Below are 16,738 nucleotides of genomic sequence, written 5' to 3' on the forward strand. Positions count from 1 at the left end.
GAAATAACGTAAAACCTAAATCTCAGTTCAATCAGACATTAAACTGATTGAACCGTATTTCTTGGATTGGCTGCTTTGAACATCGGTGTTTGGCTGTGATATGGTAATCCTTAGACGCCTTTGTAAGGATTTTATTGAATTATGTCCTATAATTTGACAAAGTTCCCTTTTTCTAATTTAAGAATCGAAGGAGTTCCCACATTTTTTAGTTGAAAAAACTGAATGATATGTCATTCTATATTTAGATTTGAGAAATCAGGAGAATTGAAAATGGTACAAGTTGACGTTTTCTGGGCCTACGGATTAGGCGCAGGGTTTGCGATGGCGGCTTCCCGTCAGATTAAAAAAATTCAGTCGGGAGATTCCCTCGGTTCGGCTTCTTTGAAAGAAACAAAACCGAAGAGTTCCGACGAAAAGACTCCTTTTTGGAAGACAACATACTTTCTCATCAACGTGTTGTTTCTCTCTTTGGTTTTCGGACCTTCGGGTTTATATCTTGTTTGGCAATTTACGAGTTGGGAAACCATGCAGGCCTTGGACAAGTCGATGCCGGGTTGGCTCGTGACGTTATTCGGTTTTACGAACGTGTCACAGGGAATTCTTGCGTTTTGGGTCGTTTGGAAATTGCTCGAAAGATCCAAAGCCTTTTACGGTTTTTTACAAGTGATGCTCGGTTACTTCGGAATGTTTTTTATCCTCGTTCACGGTTGGGACGGAGAAGGGTATAAACGATTTTTTTCCGCAACCAGAGAAGAATATCTCTACGATTGGACTTGGGGCACCGCACTTTCCTGGTTAACTTCCGACGTCGCGATTACGTTGTATGTCATGGGAATCGTAATGATTCCGATTATGATTTCGATCATGTCCAACTGGATTGAAGAAGGTCTTGAAATCCGCGACGTTACCCTCGGGCAGGAAACTAAGGAAGCCAGAGGAAGCGTAGTCGCGAGAATTCTTTACTTTTTAGGTTCGGTGTTTATCGGCGCGCTCGGACTCGCAATCGTCTGCAGTTTGTTGATTCACGCGCTCGGTTGGACGTTCGGAACGATTCTTTCTTTGGGAATTCTTTATATATTAGGAATCTCTAAATATGGAATTTTGTTCGCCTTTTACAAGGGAATCTTCCATTTAAAAGGAAATTCTTCCCCGGCATCGGGAGTAATCGCCGGAGCAAGAGCTTAAGCTTCGAACGCTTTTTCGTATTCCTGAATCAAAAGATCCGGGTCTTCGGTTCCAACGGAGATTCGGATCAGGTTCGGATCGAGTCCGTTTTCCTTCAGAAATTTTCTTCCTTCTTCCTGAGTCACCAGCTCGTAATGCGCGAGATAAACGTAGAGCATATTAAGAGTGAACTCGGTTCCGAAACTCGGTCCTTTTAGCAACGCGAGTCGATCGTAAAATTTTTCCAAAGGAACCGCGAGTTCGATCGATAAAACGCCGGATTGAATTCCTGGAATTCTCGTGATCTTTTCAAAATTTGCGGAAGAATCGGCGGAGCCGGTCCAGAATACGTTTCGGATTCCAGGATGTTTTGAAAAATACGCGGCGAGTTTTTTCACATTCTCACTGATCTTTAATACACGTTCTTCATAATCTTTGATTTCATACGCAAGACGTTCGCAGTCCCGAATATACGGTTCTTCGATCAATTCTTTGCAGATCGGAAAAATTTCCGAAAACCATTTCGAATCTTGATTGAATACGACCGAACCCATCATGAGATCTCCGTTTCCGCAAGCGAACTTGGTTAAACTTTCCACGATCACATCGACATACGGAAGCACGTCGATCACCGCGGACCCGGCGACGGAAATATCCGCGATCAAAGGAATTTCATATCGGTCCACGATGGATTTTAATTTTTCATAATCGGGAACCAACAAAAGCGGATTGGTCGGACATTCGGTGATGATTCCAGCGACTTGTTGTGAATTCCGTTTAAGAAATTGTTCCAAGTCTTGAAGATCCGTGGCGTTGTGAATCACGTACGAATCTTTCGTATATTTTTCCAAGATTCGGATGTTGTCCACATACAACCAACCGAGACGAATCCAAATCGTTTTTCCTTTTTTTCTTTGAACGCGATCGAACGCTTCGAACGCCGTATAGACCCCGTTCATTCCCGACATGGAAAGTAAAATCGGAGGATTCGCATTTCCGTAAAAAGAGGAAAGCTTTGAAAGAATTTTTGCAACGGGAGAATCCTTCTCCGCTTTTTCACGGAAAACTTCCTGCAAGATTCCTTTTTTTAATAAGAAGTCTTCCGCCATTCTCGAAGACGCAAGACATCCCGTATGCTGTATGAAGGAGAGAATTTCCTTTTCCAAATCCTTGAGATTCGGAATTACCAAGGTAAAGATTCCGTCGTCTTCAAGGATTTCGTATTTTTCTATGGAGAACTTTTCTACGATTGCGTTTGCCGCTTTTTTGGAAGAGACGATGAACTGAGGAGTGGAGACGTTTTTTACTTCTCGGTTGTAATCTAAAATTCTCGCGATATAAGAATGCGCCACAAACCTCGGATAACCGGATTTCAATCGGGAAAGCGTTTCGGTTCTTTTTTCTTCGTAACCGATTACGTCCGCCAAATGAGGAAGGCTTACGGAAACCGCGTGAATATTTTCAAACGGAATTCGTTCTCCGCACAAGGTCCGGTGGGGTTCGTTGATTTCTTTTAACATCTCTATGATTCCAGTCGTCAATCGGTTCGGGATTTTTCAACCCGGATTCGATTGAAATTCTTCAATGAGTTTGCGTTTCCGAAATTTTACGCGCTCTATCTTCTTCGGTCAAAGCTCCGATCAATTCGTCCAGTTCCCCTTCCATGATCGCGGAAAGATTGTGGCTCGTAAATCCGATCCGATGATCGGTGCATCGTCCTTGCGGAAAGTTATAGGTTCGTACTCGTTCGGAACGATCTCCGCTTCCCACCATCTGTTTCTTGATCGCATCGGATGCTTGTTTTTTATCTTCGGCTTGTTTTTCGAGAATTCTCGCGCTCAAAATCCGAAGAGCCTTGGCTTTGTTTTTATGCTGTGATTTTTCATCCTGACAAGCGACCACAACCCCAGTCGGAATGTGAGTGATTCGAACCGCGGAATCCGTCGTGTTTACGTGCTGACCGCCCGCACCCGAGGATCGATAGACGTCGATGCGAAGATCGTTTTCGTTGATTTCGATTTCTTCTTCGTCGGCTTCTGGAAGAACCGCAACCGTGACGGCGCTCGTGTGAATTCTTCCCCCGGACTCGGTGCTCGGAATTCTTTGAACGCGGTGCGTACCGCCTTCGAATTTAAAAAGATCGTAAGCGCGATCGTCTTCGAGTGCGAAAATAATTTCTTTCAAACCCCCGATTCCCGTAGGCGATGAATCGATGACTTCGGTTTTGATTTTTTGTTTGTCCGCGAATTTGGAATACATTCGGAAAAGATCGGCCACGAACAAACCGGCTTCTTCTCCTCCGGTTCCGGCGCGGATCTCCACAAGAATATTCTTTCCCGAATTCGGATCGGGAGGTAAGAGAAGAATTTCGAGTTCCTTTTCCAATTCTTCCAGCTTTTCACCCGCCTGACGGATTTCTTCCTTGAGCATGGAATGCATTTCTTCGTCCTTTTCGGACTGGATTAATTCTTCGGCGTCTTTTCTATCTTGATGGATTTTCAGATATTCTTCCACTTTGAGATAAAGAGGAGTGAGCCTGGATCTTTCTTTGTACAGATTCTTTAACGCGGAAGGATCTTTCGCGAGATTCAACTCTTCGCTGATTCGAAGGTATTTTTCTTGTATTTTTTCAAGTCTATCTATCATTGAATGAACTCGACCTTTCCTTTGTAAATCAACGCACTCTATGGAAAACCATATTTCCGTCGCAGAAGCTTTTTCTGAAAAATTCTTATCGCTACTGACAGACCTTCGAGGTTATCGGAGTCCGTTCGGTAAAACCGTGGGTGATCCTTCCGATTTTGTTCAGGAATGCGTTCAAAAGGCTTCGATCCGAGCCGGGGCGATCAGCGCAGGGCTTTCGATTCCGAAACGACATCTCGGCTACCTGACTTTGATACCCGAAATGATCTTATTCTATAGAATCCAAGGTCATCTTGTAAAAGACATCGCCGCTCTTTACGGAAAGGAATCTCAAGTTTCTCCCGAAATTATGAGTTATTGCATCTTTCCGGATAAGAATCACGCCTTGATTCGTTCCCTTGTCCGAGACGCAGGAAGCCGCGTATTAGTTAGACCCGCTTCTTTGGAAATTCTTCGTTCGATCGGGTTTCACCTCGGTTGGAAGTTGTTCCGCAGAAACGGAAATTCCTCCTCCAAGTATGCTTGGCTTCCGTATATCGGCGCGATCTTAAACGGAGGAATTTCGTTTTTGGATACGAAAACGACGGGAAGAAGGGCATCCGAACTCTTTCAAAAGGAATTGGAATTTACGAGCCGAATCGCAGAATAGGCTTGTAAGAACTTTTTAACTATATTATGAAAATTGAATTTATTGCGAAGAATACGATCCTTGCGTTGGTTGTGATCCTTTTTTTCAATCTCTGCAAAAGCAGTCACGAAACTTTTATCGAAGAGATTCAGGAACTCGTAGAACAGGAAAAATACGAAAAGGCTTCCGAAAGGCTGAAAGAAAAACTTCAGTCGCCTAAAGACCGGGATGAGATTCTTTCCTCGGAAGCTCCCGATTCGGCGCGTATCATCGAATTTTCGAGCGATCGTTTGAAACTCGTTTGGACCGAGGACCAGAAAATTTACTTTCAGGATCTTGCCACGGGAGAAACCAATTCCCGCAGCTTGGATCAAACTCCTTCGAACCTTTCTCTTTCACAAAACGCAAACTATGCGCTTGTCGAATATACGATGCAGGCTTCGGGAGGTTGCAGATACGTCGCGATCTCCTTAAAAGATTCGAGCCTTTCCTACGAAGCCGGCGCGCAGGTTTCGTGCAAAAGCAGAGGTTCGATTTTGCCGGACGGTTCCAAAATTTATTACTTCGTCGACGACAATCTTTACGAAGAAAAAACCGTGGAACCGAGAAAGCCCGTTCTCGTTTTAAACAAGGAAAAAATCGTATCACCGTTTCCTAATTTAAAAACGAGATTTCTCATGTATCCCTCCGGAAATTCTTTTCTGATCTTTTCCGGAAACGCGGGCGCCTACAACTTATACTGGTTTCATCCTTCTCAAAAAACGGCGGAGAAGATCGATAAGGATATTTTGAGTCCGATCCTGTATTATGGAAACGGAGAAAGCGCGTATTACGTGGGCGGTGAAATCGGAAAACTGCATCTCCGAAGAATCAACTTTTCCTCGAAAGGAAAACCTTCCATTACGAAACTTTTTACCGTCAGTCGTAAGGAAATCAATCCTTGGAAACTTTCCAAAAAGAACGAATTTCTTTCCGGATATTCAGGGAAGGTTCATCTTTGGGGTCCGGCTAAGAAAAGTCAGAATCTTCCGATTCTTTGTGAACGCGCTTATTTAACCGGAGACGATCGGATCGTTTGCGAAAACGAACCCGGACAACTGCTTCTAAGCAAGCTGGACTTTCAACCGGAAGATTGGAGTATTTGGAAACTCTACGAAGAAGTTCGCAGTAAATGACGGATCGATTTCTCGTTGATCGAAAATCAAGATCGGTGTTCGGATCGGTTTATAGGAATCACGGAATCGGTCGGCCCGGCTTCGTTTTTACACCGCGCGCATTTCGTTTAACAATTTAGAGAAATAAATTTAAAATCAAAGGTTCTCGGCTATTTACGCCGGGGGTTGAAGCGCCGTATCTGGTTTTGATATAACTTCCTCCTCCGTAATTCCGATCTAAAAACGAACCGGAAGGAATCATACGAACCGTCGATTCGATATTGGATTTAGCCGCCCATTCTTTCAGTTCCGCTTCGGAGGAATCTTCTCCGATCGCGATCACTCTGGATACGAACGTCTTTTTCACTCTCTCTTGAAATTCGGGATTCTTAAAATCTTCCAGATAAAAGATTCCGAATCTTGCGAACGGAAATTGGAATACGGCCAACGGTCTTTCAGTGTTTTCGTTTTCCGTGGAACTTTCCGTTGACTTCAATTTTTCCAACTTCTTCTTCCAAGCTTCCGAAGGAGTTCTTACAAAGATCGCGTCTTTGAGAGTGATCGATTTGCTCGGATCGAAAATATAAACCGCTTCTTTCCAGGTTGTTTGTAATGCGTTGTCGGCATTGTCGGATTCGGAGTTTGTAATCGGCAGAAGAATCGAACCGGGCAAAATATAAACTCCGTAGGTTCGGGAGAGATTGGAAAAAATTCTCAAGTAGGTAGCGGCGGCTTCTTTATAAGGATCGGATTTTTTTCCGGAGGTTAAACCGATCAGGCTTTTAAAGAGGTTCTCCCATTGAATCAAACGGAAGGCTTCTTCCAACGAAGACTGTTTGAAGATTTCCTGACGGGAATTTAAAAAATACAAAAAACTTCCGGTATGAGCCGGATAAACGACGAGGGTATTCTTTTTTAAAAGTCCTTTTTGTTTCGCCTGTTTGAGAGGACTTTCCACCGATTTTAAAAATCGTTCTTCGGAAGAAAAATCTTCCAGTTTCCATTCGGGTTGAATAACGAGAATATTTCCGGCGTTTCGATCGTAACCGCTCGCGAGAATCTGATATTCTTTATTAGGGATCGAATTGTATTGTTCGGAAGAAACCGGTTTTCCCGAAAAGATATAAGCGATTCCGAAAAAAATCGGAATCAAGATCAACGAGGTAATTGCGTTTTTCCAAAAAGGAGTCATATTCTATTTTTCTAATGCACTAAAGATGCATATTCCTTAAGATACAGATTTACGGCGTCGAGCATGTATTCCGTAAAAAGCGGACTCGGCTCGTAAGTGCGGACGTCTTCCCAGGCGATGTAGTCGTGTTCGTCGGAAAGAACGATTTCTCCTCCGAGAAAATCCGCGTGATACGCGATGATGATGCAGGGAAAATTTCCTTCGTTGACTCTATGTTTGTGAACGAACAACGGTTTCGGCGCAACTTTGATTTGAACCTTCGAACCCAATTCTTCCTCGATCTCGCGTTCCATGCTGAGATTCCAGTCTTGGAAGAATTCGTCTTCGTTCATTCTTCCGCCGGGAAGGTCTCCTAAGCCGGATTTACGGTCTCGAAGAATGAGAAGTTCGTCCCCTTTTCTGAGAAAAAGTTTTTGAGTGATTTGAAAAAAGCCGTGTTTGCTCAAGGGATGAATCGTTCTCCGAGTTTCCTACAGGGGCTTATATTTTTGGCGGGCTGACAATCATTTTTATCTACGTTTGCTATTCAAAGTCGAGTCAGCCATGATCCGATCGAATGTCAGCGATTGGTATAAAAGAACGCCAAGATCAGGGTGAGAATGATGAAAATCAGATTGAGAATAAATCCGGAATGAAGCTGTTTTCGTTCCGTTGGTTTTAGAAAATAAGCTGCAAAGATCACGGAGATAAAACCGCCTAAGTGCGCCCAACGCGCAATTCCATCCTCCGAAAATACGTTCGTAATATCGGAATAGACCATGATCCAAGCGACGAGAAAAACCGGGAACGGAATATTCTTTCCGTTGAAACGAAGCGAGAAGGGAGAAAGCAAAGCGGCGACTGCGGCGATGCCCGAAATCGCGCCAGACGCGCCGACCACGGGGGTCGAGTCGTGGAGAATGACGCCTCGAATAAACGAGTCCAACAAAGATGAAATCAATGCCGCCATAAAAAAGAACAGCAGCCATCTTCCCTTACCGGCTTTGAATTCCACGGCTCTTCCGAGAAAGAAAAGATAAAACATATTTCCGAATAAGTGTATTAGATTTCCGTGATAGAATACGGCGCCGATCCATGCGATCGGATGAATTCTCCCGGGATGATTGAGAAAATAAAGCCGGATCAGATGTTCGGGAACGAAAATGTTCACGAGAAAAAAAGTCGCAACATTCAAAAAAACGAAAAAGGTTGTGAGAGGAAATTCAAAAAGGAGAATTCGAATCAAAGCGTTTCCTGTCCTTCGGGAAAATATCGGGTAAGATAGGATTTAAGAATAATCTTCAGTTCGATGATCATTCGATTTGAAAATTCCTTATCTTTTTGTTCGCGAATCCAGCGGTTGAGGATTGCATCCGTAACTTCGACGACGATTCTGGAGATGATTTTATTTTCGGCCGGATCGACGTTGAATTGGGAAAGAATCATAGAAACATTTTCCGCAATCTTAATGTTGTTTTCGCGGTCGATTTCGATCAGCTCCGGGTCCTGTTTCATGGAAGACCAAAGAGGAGCGAAACCCGGTTCGGTTAGATAAAAGTTCGCAAAAGAATCGATCACTGAGTCGATCAAATCTTCCCAGGATTTTCCGGAGAGATCGGATTCAAAAATCGCCGAAAGCATCAGGTTGACTCGTTCCAAATGCCTTTGTCCGACCGCGTTAAGAACCGCGTGTTTGTTCGGGAAATATTGATACAAGGATCCGATGGGAATTTCCGCTTCGAGTGCGATCATATTGGTGGTGATCGCTTCCGCTCCGTGCCTTTCCAAAAGAACGGCGACTACGTCCAAAATTTTCTGAACACGATCGATGGATCGTTTCTGAGACGGTTCTTTTCGCGGGTTCAGAAGAGACGGATCTTTCCCTGTTTCGTTATTGATAACTTTCTTTGCTTTGACTGTTTTCTTTGAAATCAATTCCGATCTCCGTCCCCAAGAGGATCTGTCTCCATTTATAGATCTCGTTGGATAAATTCAAGAAAAGTTATTCATGTAAACATGAATTGTTTTGAGATTCCGATTCGATTGAAACTGAAATTCATTCTAAAATTTGAAAACGTTTTCATCTTCGAATTCGATTGAATTCTCCCATTACGTTTCTCAAAAATCCCCTTTGGTTCCGATGAATTTCCTGGTATTAAAAAAATCGGCTATCTCGATCGAATTGGAACGAATTTTTCCGAGATTCATTTTCCGTAATTCTTACAATCGAGAACCATTGAAGCAGCGCAGCGTTTTGAAACGACTTTGAGATCGTGGATCGGAACTCCAAGCAGCGGTCGGAAAATGGATTATTATTACGGGAGAAGGAAGAAGGGACTCGTCGTTTCGCAAGTTTCCATCCTGGAAACTTAAGCTCCACGACGTCTTTCTCACGTGTTCGTCCATCCATGGACTCACATCGCATTTCTTCGCTCCTTATGAGTCGCTTGAAATGCTCTCGCTCAAAAGCTTCGAGTCCTCTGTTTTGTTGTTATGACTATTTCTGCCGAAGAAGGGACTCGTCGTTTCGCAAGTTTCCATCCTGGAAACTTAAGCTCCACGACGTCTTTCTCACGTGTTCGTCCATCCATGGACTCACATCGCATTTCTTCGCTCCTTATGAGTCGCTTGAAATGCTCTCGCTCAAAAGCTTCGAGTCCTCTGTTTTGTTGTTATGACTATTTCTGCCGAAGAAGGGACTCGAACCCCCACGACCTTGCGATCGCTGGCACCTGAAGCCAGTGCGTCTACCAATTCCGCCACTTCGGCGAGGTGGAATGCAGTGAGAAACTGCTCTTACAATTTCGGGAGACTCGGGTTTTCCGTCATCCATTATTTTGGAATTCATTGACACGGAGGTCGTTCCGATTCTATGATCCAGTTAGAATGAAAGCAGAAAGAAAAACGTCCGAAACAGAGATCAAATTGGAGATGAATCTCCGCGGAACCGGTAAGTATCAATTCGATACCGAGATCCCTTTTTTCGAGCACATGCTTTCACATATTTCCAAACACGGTTTGATCGATTTGAATCTCTGGCTGAGAGGGGATATCGAGATCGATTGCCACCACTCGGTCGAAGATACCGCCATCTTAATGGGATCTACGATCCACAAACAACTCGGCGATAAGGCCGGGATTTTTCGTTACGGACATTTTACTCTGACGATGGACGAGGTTTTAACAACCGTTGCCGTTGATTTGGGGGGTCGTTACTTTTTTAAATACACTGGCCCCGAGTTGACCGGAAAATTCGGAATCTATGACGCGGAACTTTCTCTGGAGTTTCTGCAAAAACTCGCATTGAACGCGAAGATGAATCTCCACGTGGTCGTTCATTACGGTGATAACAGGCATCATATTCACGAATCCATCTTTAAGGCTTTGGGTAAGGCGTTAAGAATGGCGATCGCACAAGACGCGGCCGCTGCGGGCACGATTCCATCTACGAAAGGAGTGTTGGAGTGATCGCCATTCTCGATTACGGAATGGGAAACATTCATTCCTGCATCAAAGCCGTTTCGCTTTATACGAATGATTACGTTTTTACGAATGATCGTTCTGTCATCGAAAATTCAAAAGCTCTAATATTGCCGGGCGACGGTCACTTTGATAAGGCTATGGAGAATTTGAATTCCACAGGTCTTCGCGAAACGATCGACAAACACGTGAACGCGGGAAAACCTCTTTTCGGAATCTGCATCGGCTTTCAGATTCTTTTCGAATCTTCCGAAGAGACCGCGCAAGGTACGAAAAAAGAACAGATCGAAGGTCTGGGCTACATCAAAGGAAAGATCAAAAAGTTTCAAGGCAAAGACTTTAAGGTTCCTCATATCGGATGGAACCGTCTTCAAATCCGCAGAAAGGAGAAGAGCGTTCTTTTAAAAGGAATCCAAGATCAATCCTTCTTTTACTTTATTCATTCTTACAGACCGACGGACGCGGAAGGAAACGCGATCACCGGTCTTTGCGATTACTATCAGGAAAAATTTCCCGCGGTAGTCGAAAAAAATAATATTTTCGGGACTCAGTTCCACCCCGAAAAGTCTCATACTCATGGACTTAAACTTTTGGAGAATTTCATTCATTCCGTATGATCATCATTCCCGCCATCGATCTATTAGATAATTGTGCCGTTCGTCTTTTCAAAGGAAATTACGAAGAAAAGAAAATCTATTCCTCAGAACCTTGGAAACTCGCGGAAGGTTTTGCAAAGAACGGCGCGACCTTGCTTCACTTGGTCGATTTGAACGGAGCCAGAAATCAACTCGGTATCAACGAGCTTTCCATTCTGAAAATACGTGAAACGACTTCCCTCAAAGTGCAGTTAGGCGGAGGAATCCGGGACAAGGAAAAACTCGCTTATTACGATAAAATCGGAATCGATCGTTTTATTTTGGGAACGGCCGCGGTGACCGATCCGGATCTTTTGAAATACGCCTTGGATCAATACGGAAAAGATAGAGTCGTCGTAGCGGTGGACGCGCGCGACGGTATCGTAAAGATCGCGGGATGGGAAAAAGATTCCGGCGTTCATTACCGAGATCTAATGGAACGTCTCGCAAAGGCGGGTATCGAACACGTGGTCTTTACGGACATCGCTCAGGACGGAACTCTGGCAGGGCCGAATTTGGAAGCCTATCGAGAGATTTTAAATTCTTATCCGTTTCAAGTGATCGCTTCGGGAGGAATCTCTTCCTTAAAGGATCTTATGGATCTTTCCTCGCTTGATACGAAGATTCCTTTGTTCGGTGTGATTACCGGCAAGGCGTTGTACGAAGGAAAGCTGGATCTTGCGGAAGCGATCTCTTCCATCTAAGGAAACCGAATTCGAAATTAGTTTTTTCTTTTCATCTGAAAAGGAACCATACATAAAGGTAAATCGATCTTAAAGGATCGGGGAAACTCATGAGCCAACTTTCTAAAAATAAAATATCCATCATTCTTTCCGCATTAGGACTGCTTCTTTCGTTTTTATTGATTCAAAAATATTACGGAGATCCGAGCTCCGTCGGCGAAACTCTCTGCAACGCATTGAGCGAATCCGGTTCCTGCGACAAGGTTTCCGAAAGTTCTTATTCCGCGATCCGGAACGTTCCCGGTTTAGGCGATATTCCGATCGCTTTGTTCGGCTTTGTATTTTACGGTTTCGTAGGTTTCCTTTTCGTATTATCAGAAATCAAAAAAGAAACGGCCGAATCCAATCTCAGACTCGCGTTTTACGTTTTGGTTCTCGGTTTGGTTGCGGATGCCGGATTGTTCATTATTTCGGTCGGAGTGATCAAAGCGTTATGCGGCCTTTGCGTCGCAACGTACGTGGTTACGATCGCGCTTCTCGCCGTGAACTTTTCCGAGTTTAAAAAACTTTCCGATAAATCGATTCAATCGGTTACGAATTCATTAAACGGAAATATATTGAATCTTTTGATCGTGGTTCTTTCCTTTTTCGTCTTCGGCCTTTATGGAGGGAGAATTTCCACTGGCGGCGCGAGATTGGTTTCGGGCGCTGCAAACGGAGAAAAATCCATTCCCGAACAGTTGAAGGAATTTGAAACCGCCGCGACCGTTTCGATCGATCTGAAGGATGTTCCTGTCGTCGGCGATCCGAACGCGCCGATTACGATCGTAAAATACGCTGATTTTAACTGCGGTCATTGTATGCACACGAGCAAGATTTTGAAATCATTCCTGAGTGAATACAACGGAATCATCAAAGTCGCTTATAAGAATTTTCCTTTGGACGGAAACTGCAATCGTCTCGTGGGAAGAAAATCCCCGGAAGCGAGTTCCTGCGTCGCTGCGAGCGCCGCGCTTTGTGCGAATCAACAGAACAAATTTTATCCGGTCTACACAGGGTTATACGATGACAACGAAGCCGGTGTGATGCACACGGCCGTAACCGTGAGCCGCCTTGCGGAAAAGAACGGATTGAAAATGGATCAGTTCCGCGCCTGTATGAGTTCTTCCAAGATCAGGGATCAGATCAATCGGGAAGTGGACGAGGCGGAACAATTGAAGATCAATTCCACTCCGACTTTGTTCATCAACAACAAACCGCTTCCGAAGAGCGGAACACCGGACGTAGACTTTTTACACCAACTGATCAATCAGCTGATTAAACAAAGCTGACGTTCTATCGTTCGAACATGGAGACGGATAAACGATTCTGCAGAAACTGCGGCACTCATATTTTAGCCGAGTCCGTTCAGTGCGTCTTCTGCGGATCGTTTCAAACTCCCGGTTCGGTTCCTTGGTATCGATACGTTTCCGAAAGTAAATTCTTTCGGACAAAGCTGCTTTATCCGATCTTTCCCGTTTTGGGTTTGCTTCTACCGGTACTTCACTTCTTTTTTTGGCTTGGAAAGATTCCTTTTTCCGTTTCTATATTATTCTTTTTATGGACGCTAATCTTTTCGATATCGGGTTGGATCGGGGAATTGATCTTGGACTTGAAATTTCGCGGAGACGTAAAGGACTTCAAGGAAGGATTTATAGAATGGCAAAAACATCTCTATGATCGTTCTCCGTATCTTTCGTATTTCGGTATGATCCTGTTCGTCGCGACGCCTTTGATTCAATGGCAGAATTCCCTTTGGTTCTCTATGGCTTCCGCGAGCATCTGGACTTTATTGATTTCCTTTATTTCCCTAATCATCGTTCCGCTAATTTAGAAATTTATGAATTTCTCAAATTTAAAAAGAACGCTCCGGCTTCCGGTCACGTTGAACTGGATTTTCGGAGGATTGTTCGTATCCGTATTATTTTCCATTCTTAAGTTTTTCGATACGGAAGGATTGGAAAAGGTTTCTTATTTCGAACTCACGCTTCTTGTCGTATTAAATATCACGGCCGCGCTTCCTTTGAATTATCAGCTCGCGCGAGGAAAATGGAATCTTCAGAGATGGATGAAGTTTTCTTTCTACTGCTGGTATGTTCCGATGTTGCTTTGCAACGCATGGCTTACAGTTCAAGTTCCCGATTTTTTAGTCGTAATGATTACGACGCTTTACGCGGGCTATCTCGCTTCCTTCGGAGTAATGGAGCGAAGATATTTTATCTTCGGGGCCTTGATCTACGCATTCGCTCTGTTCGTTTTTTATTTTACCGGAATCGCGGGAACTTCCCCCGTACGTCTGAGCGATCGGACCTTGGTGATCTTTTTTATCGTCTTCCTAGTAACGGTATTGTTATACTTTTATTGGATGAGCGAAGCCTCCGGATTTTTAAAGACACAAACGTCGACCGTTCAAAAACTTTTGCGCGAATCTAGGAAGGATAAACGAAAACTTTCGGAAGAAAGGAGAACGATCGAAGAACTGATGGCTCAGTTGAATAAATCGTTTCACATCATCAAAAAGGATCTTTCGACCGCAAAAAGAATCCAGAAGAGTATGCTTCCTTCCGGGTATGAAGAATTCTCCGAGTTGAAAATTCGCGCCGAATACATTCCCAAGGACGAAGTCGGCGGTGATTTTTACGACGTAACCCGAACCGGTCCCGGGACATATCGTTTGTTTCTCGCGGACGCAACGGGTCACGGGGTTCAAGGCGCTTTGATCACGATGGCGATCAAGGTCGCGTACGAGTTCGTAAAACAATCCGGAAAACGTCCCGGAGAAATATTAGAAATCTTGAATGACGATTTCATTTCCAAGTTCCGATCTTTGAATCTATATTACACATGTATTCTCGCGGATTTGGATTTAAACAAGGGAGTGTTGCGGTATTCGTCCGCTGGTCATCCCGAGCAAATTTTACTGCACGATTCCGAGTTTATGCTTTTGCATAAAACGGGGAGAATGATCGGGCTTTCTCCGGCTTCGATCTATAAGGATCGGATTCAAAAACTTGTACCGGGCGATCGGCTTTTCTTATTTTCAGACGGTTTGTTCGAGGAGCTGAACTCTCGGAAGGAATTTTACGGGGAAGAACGACTTCAAGCTTTGATTCGGGAGAATCTGGGTCGATCCGCAAAGGAGATCGTCGATCTGGTTTTGGAAGACCTCCGCGATTTCACGAAGGAGAACAATTTTCAGGACGATTTAACCGTGCTCTCGATTCAAATCCCCGATACGATTCGATAAAAAATTTCTCACTTTCGATTCATACAACGAAAATAGAATTTTCATTCTTTTTATCTTTTCGTATTTTGTTTCACTATGTCCAATCACTCCTATTTAAAAAGAATTCTTATCGGAATTCTGATTTTACTTTCGCTCTCCTTGACGTTATTGTTTCATACGATTTTTTTTAAACCGCTCACCCTCGGCTTATTTTATGAAAAGATGTTTTGGGAATCCGTTTTGGACGATCCCGAATATCTGACTTCTCTCGGCGTTTTAAACGGACTCGGTATCAACGGCTATCAAAGAAAACTAACGGACATATCTATCGACAAACAAAACCGCGATTTGGAAAAAGCAAAGAAGAATCTTGAAACTCTTTTGTCCTATGGCAAGAAAGGTTTGTCCGGCCAGGAGTTGTTGTCCTTTGAAATCTTGGAATGGTCTCTTCGATTAAAAGTTTCGGGAGAACGGTTTTTATTCCATGATTATCCGGCCAATCAGTTGTTCGGCGTTCAAAGTCAGCTTCCTACATTCTTGGCGACCCAACATCCGATTCAAAATTCTCAGGACGTGGAGAATTTTATCGCGAGGCTGGACGCGGTTCCGCAAAAGATCGATCAGCTTTTGGAAGGAATTCTTTATCGGGATAAAAACGGAATTCTTCCGCCTGATTTTATTTTGGATCGTTTGATCTCCGAGGTGAAAGGATTCACCGAAGTTCCCGCGAAGAAAAATCTTCTCTACGCGGCTTTGGAAAGAAAGATAGGAAAGCTCGATTCGATTTCCAAAGAAACGAAGGGTCGATATTTGAACCAAGCCGAACAGTCGATCCAATCCGGAATCTATCCGGCATATTCAAAATTACTAAATCTTTTTTTGGAACAGAAAAAACACTCCGATTCCAAAGCGGGAGTTTGGAAACTTCCCGACGGCGACTCCTATTATTCTCAGGAATTGAAAAAACATACCACCACCGATTTGCCGCCGGAAGAAATCCACAAAATCGGATTGTCCGAAGTCGCTCGGATTCAAAACGAGATGAAGACGATCTTAAAAAGTATCGGAAAGAATCAACCGATTCCGATCGCAATGGCCGAACTCAGAAAAGATCCCCGTTTTCTGTTTCCCGATACGGAAGAAGGAAAACTGCAGGCATTGGAAGAATATAAGAGAATTCTAAAGGAATCCGAAGACAAAACGAAACCTCTGTTTTTGAGAATGCCTAATAGCAAAGTCGAAGTGGAAAGAATTCCGGTCTTTAAGGAAAAAACCGCTCCGGGAGCCTATTACGACGAACCGGCGTTAGACGGTTCGAGGCCGGGAGTATTTTATGCGAATCTTCGCGATACGAAGGAAATTCCGAAATTCGGAATGAACACATTGACGTATCACGAAGCGATTCCTGGACATCACCTCCAGATCGCGATTATGCAGGAATTGAAAGGACTTCCCCGTTTTAGAAACACGATCACCTTTACGGCCTATGTGGAAGGTTGGGCTTTGTATGCGGAACGTCTTGCAAAGGATTACGAATTTTTTACCGATCCTTATGCGGACTTAGGAAGGCTACAGGCGGAGTTGTTTCGAGCGGTTCGCCTCGTTGTCGATACGGGACTTCATTACAAACGATGGAGCCGAGAACAAGCGATCTCTTATATGATGACCAATACCGGAATGGCTCCTAAAGACGTGACGGCCGAGATCGAAAGATATATCGTTTATCCCGGGCAGGCTTGCTCGTATAAATTGGGAATGTTGAAGATTCTCGAACTAAGGGAAAAAGTTCGCGCACATCAAAAGGAAAAGTTCGACATTCAAAAATTCCATTCCGTCGTCTTGGACAGCGGCTCCTTGCCTCTTACGATTCTGGAGAATCTCGTACAAACCGAATTGTTAAACGAAATCAAATGAG

Annotated in this window: 16 protein-coding genes and 1 tRNA gene; 10 read left to right on the forward strand and 7 right to left on the reverse strand. The window is 43.9% G+C overall.

Translation table 11 applies throughout. The features are described 5' to 3' along the window. Positions 1-270: 270 nt before the first annotated feature. Positions 271-1,185, forward strand: a complete 915-nt coding sequence (locus DLM76_RS06150; RefSeq protein ID WP_118964681.1) for a hypothetical protein — start codon at positions 271-273, stop codon at positions 1,183-1,185. Here the strand turns inward: DLM76_RS06150 and DLM76_RS06155 are convergent. Both DLM76_RS06155 and prfA read right to left on the reverse strand, forming a co-directional pair. Continuing rightward, on the reverse strand, positions 1,182-2,684 hold the full coding sequence (locus DLM76_RS06155; RefSeq protein ID WP_118954417.1) for an aminotransferase class I/II-fold pyridoxal phosphate-dependent enzyme: 1,503 nt from the start codon (positions 2,682-2,684) through the stop codon (positions 1,182-1,184). The genes DLM76_RS06150 and DLM76_RS06155 overlap by 4 nt on opposite strands. Positions 2,685-2,745: 61 nt before the next feature. After that, the gene (gene prfA, locus DLM76_RS06160) at positions 2,746-3,810 is read right to left on the reverse strand and encodes a peptide chain release factor 1 (protein ID WP_118964682.1); all 1,065 of its coding nucleotides are present in this window, start codon (positions 3,808-3,810) and stop codon (positions 2,746-2,748) included. Between the two features lie 40 nt (positions 3,811-3,850). On the opposite strand from prfA, the gene DLM76_RS06165 reads away from it, so the two are divergent. Next, positions 3,851-4,456: a hypothetical protein gene (locus tag DLM76_RS06165; protein ID WP_118964683.1), complete on the forward strand. Its 606-nt coding sequence runs from the start codon at positions 3,851-3,853 to the stop codon at positions 4,454-4,456. 26 nt (positions 4,457-4,482) lie between these two features. Further along, the gene (locus DLM76_RS06170; RefSeq protein WP_118954414.1) at positions 4,483-5,610 is read left to right on the forward strand and encodes a TolB-like translocation protein; all 1,128 of its coding nucleotides are present in this window, start codon (positions 4,483-4,485) and stop codon (positions 5,608-5,610) included. A 115-nt stretch (positions 5,611-5,725) separates the two neighbouring features. Here DLM76_RS06170 and DLM76_RS06175 read toward each other — a convergent pair whose 3' ends face one another. The 5 genes from DLM76_RS06175 to DLM76_RS06195 all read right to left on the reverse strand — a co-directional run bounded on the left by DLM76_RS06175 (position 5,726) and on the right by DLM76_RS06195 (position 9,529). Then, on the reverse strand, positions 5,726-6,781 hold the full coding sequence (locus DLM76_RS06175) for a hypothetical protein (protein ID WP_118964684.1): 1,056 nt from the start codon (positions 6,779-6,781) through the stop codon (positions 5,726-5,728). An 11-nt stretch (positions 6,782-6,792) separates the two neighbouring features. Further along, on the reverse strand, positions 6,793-7,227 hold the full coding sequence (locus tag DLM76_RS06180; RefSeq protein ID WP_118954412.1) for an NUDIX hydrolase: 435 nt from the start codon (positions 7,225-7,227) through the stop codon (positions 6,793-6,795). Positions 7,228-7,340: 113 nt separating this feature from the next. Beyond that, on the reverse strand, positions 7,341-8,006 hold the full coding sequence (locus DLM76_RS06185; RefSeq protein WP_118954411.1) for a rhomboid family intramembrane serine protease: 666 nt from the start codon (positions 8,004-8,006) through the stop codon (positions 7,341-7,343). Then, positions 8,003-8,695, reverse strand: a complete 693-nt coding sequence (locus DLM76_RS06190; RefSeq protein WP_118954410.1) for a TetR/AcrR family transcriptional regulator — start codon at positions 8,693-8,695, stop codon at positions 8,003-8,005. Before DLM76_RS06190 ends, DLM76_RS06185 begins: the two co-directional genes overlap by 4 nt. A gap of 750 nt (positions 8,696-9,445) precedes the next feature. Further along, a tRNA-Leu gene (locus DLM76_RS06195) sits at positions 9,446-9,529 on the reverse strand. 117 nt (positions 9,530-9,646) lie between these two features. On the opposite strand from DLM76_RS06195, the gene hisB reads away from it, so the two are divergent. The 7 genes from hisB (at position 9,647) to DLM76_RS06230 (ending at position 16,737) form a co-directional block, all read left to right on the forward strand. Next, entirely contained in the window at positions 9,647-10,228 is a 582-nt protein-coding gene (hisB, locus tag DLM76_RS06200) for an imidazoleglycerol-phosphate dehydratase HisB (RefSeq protein WP_118954409.1), read from the forward strand. Next, positions 10,225-10,857: an imidazole glycerol phosphate synthase subunit HisH gene (gene hisH / locus DLM76_RS06205; protein WP_118964685.1), complete on the forward strand. Its 633-nt coding sequence runs from the start codon at positions 10,225-10,227 to the stop codon at positions 10,855-10,857. The genes hisB and hisH overlap by 4 nt, the downstream gene beginning before the upstream one ends. Continuing rightward, positions 10,854-11,579, forward strand: a complete 726-nt coding sequence (gene hisA / locus DLM76_RS06210; RefSeq protein WP_118954407.1) for a 1-(5-phosphoribosyl)-5-[(5-phosphoribosylamino)methylideneamino]imidazole-4-carboxamide isomerase — start codon at positions 10,854-10,856, stop codon at positions 11,577-11,579. Before hisH ends, hisA begins: the two co-directional genes overlap by 4 nt. Positions 11,580-11,668: 89 nt before the next feature. Continuing rightward, a complete protein-coding gene (locus DLM76_RS06215) occupies positions 11,669-12,889 on the forward strand; it encodes a vitamin K epoxide reductase/DsbA family protein (protein WP_118954406.1) in 1,221 nt (406 codons plus the stop codon). 17 nt (positions 12,890-12,906) lie between these two features. Further along, complete coding sequence (locus tag DLM76_RS06220) at positions 12,907-13,431, forward strand: zinc ribbon domain-containing protein (protein WP_118954405.1); 525 nt, start codon at positions 12,907-12,909, stop codon at positions 13,429-13,431. 6 nt (positions 13,432-13,437) lie between these two features. Beyond that, a complete protein-coding gene (locus tag DLM76_RS06225; protein ID WP_118964686.1) occupies positions 13,438-14,844 on the forward strand; it encodes a PP2C family protein-serine/threonine phosphatase in 1,407 nt (468 codons plus the stop codon). Between the two features lie 75 nt (positions 14,845-14,919). After that, positions 14,920-16,737 (forward strand): DUF885 domain-containing protein, encoded by a 1,818-nt coding sequence (locus DLM76_RS06230; RefSeq protein WP_118964687.1) that lies wholly within the window; start codon positions 14,920-14,922, stop codon positions 16,735-16,737. Position 16,738 lies beyond the last annotated feature (1 nt).

Origin of the sequence: Leptospira yasudae, assembly GCF_003545925.1 — a bacterium.
In the GTDB taxonomy this organism is placed as follows: Bacteria; Spirochaetota; Leptospiria; order Leptospirales; family Leptospiraceae; genus Leptospira; species Leptospira yasudae.

Bases quoted from the DNA above. Each gene is read 5' to 3' on its own strand.
- DLM76_RS06150 (WP_118964681.1), top strand. From the start codon at position 271: ATGGTACAAGTTGACGTTTTCTGGGCCTACGGATTAGGCGCAGGGTTT.
- DLM76_RS06155 (WP_118954417.1), bottom strand. From the start codon at position 2,684: ATGTTAAAAGAAATCAACGAACCCCACCGGACCTTGTGCGGAGAACGA.
- prfA (WP_118964682.1), bottom strand. From the start codon at position 3,810: ATGATAGATAGACTTGAAAAAATACAAGAAAAATACCTTCGAATCAGC.
- DLM76_RS06165 (WP_118964683.1), top strand. From the start codon at position 3,851: ATGGAAAACCATATTTCCGTCGCAGAAGCTTTTTCTGAAAAATTCTTA.
- DLM76_RS06170 (WP_118954414.1), top strand. From the start codon at position 4,483: ATGAAAATTGAATTTATTGCGAAGAATACGATCCTTGCGTTGGTTGTG.
- DLM76_RS06175 (WP_118964684.1), bottom strand. From the start codon at position 6,781: ATGACTCCTTTTTGGAAAAACGCAATTACCTCGTTGATCTTGATTCCG.
- hisB (WP_118954409.1), top strand. From the start codon at position 9,647: ATGAAAGCAGAAAGAAAAACGTCCGAAACAGAGATCAAATTGGAGATG.
- hisA (WP_118954407.1), top strand. From the start codon at position 10,854: ATGATCATCATTCCCGCCATCGATCTATTAGATAATTGTGCCGTTCGT.
- DLM76_RS06215 (WP_118954406.1), top strand. From the start codon at position 11,669: ATGAGCCAACTTTCTAAAAATAAAATATCCATCATTCTTTCCGCATTA.
- DLM76_RS06220 (WP_118954405.1), top strand. From the start codon at position 12,907: ATGGAGACGGATAAACGATTCTGCAGAAACTGCGGCACTCATATTTTA.
- DLM76_RS06225 (WP_118964686.1), top strand. From the start codon at position 13,438: ATGAATTTCTCAAATTTAAAAAGAACGCTCCGGCTTCCGGTCACGTTG.
- DLM76_RS06230 (WP_118964687.1), top strand. From the start codon at position 14,920: ATGTCCAATCACTCCTATTTAAAAAGAATTCTTATCGGAATTCTGATT.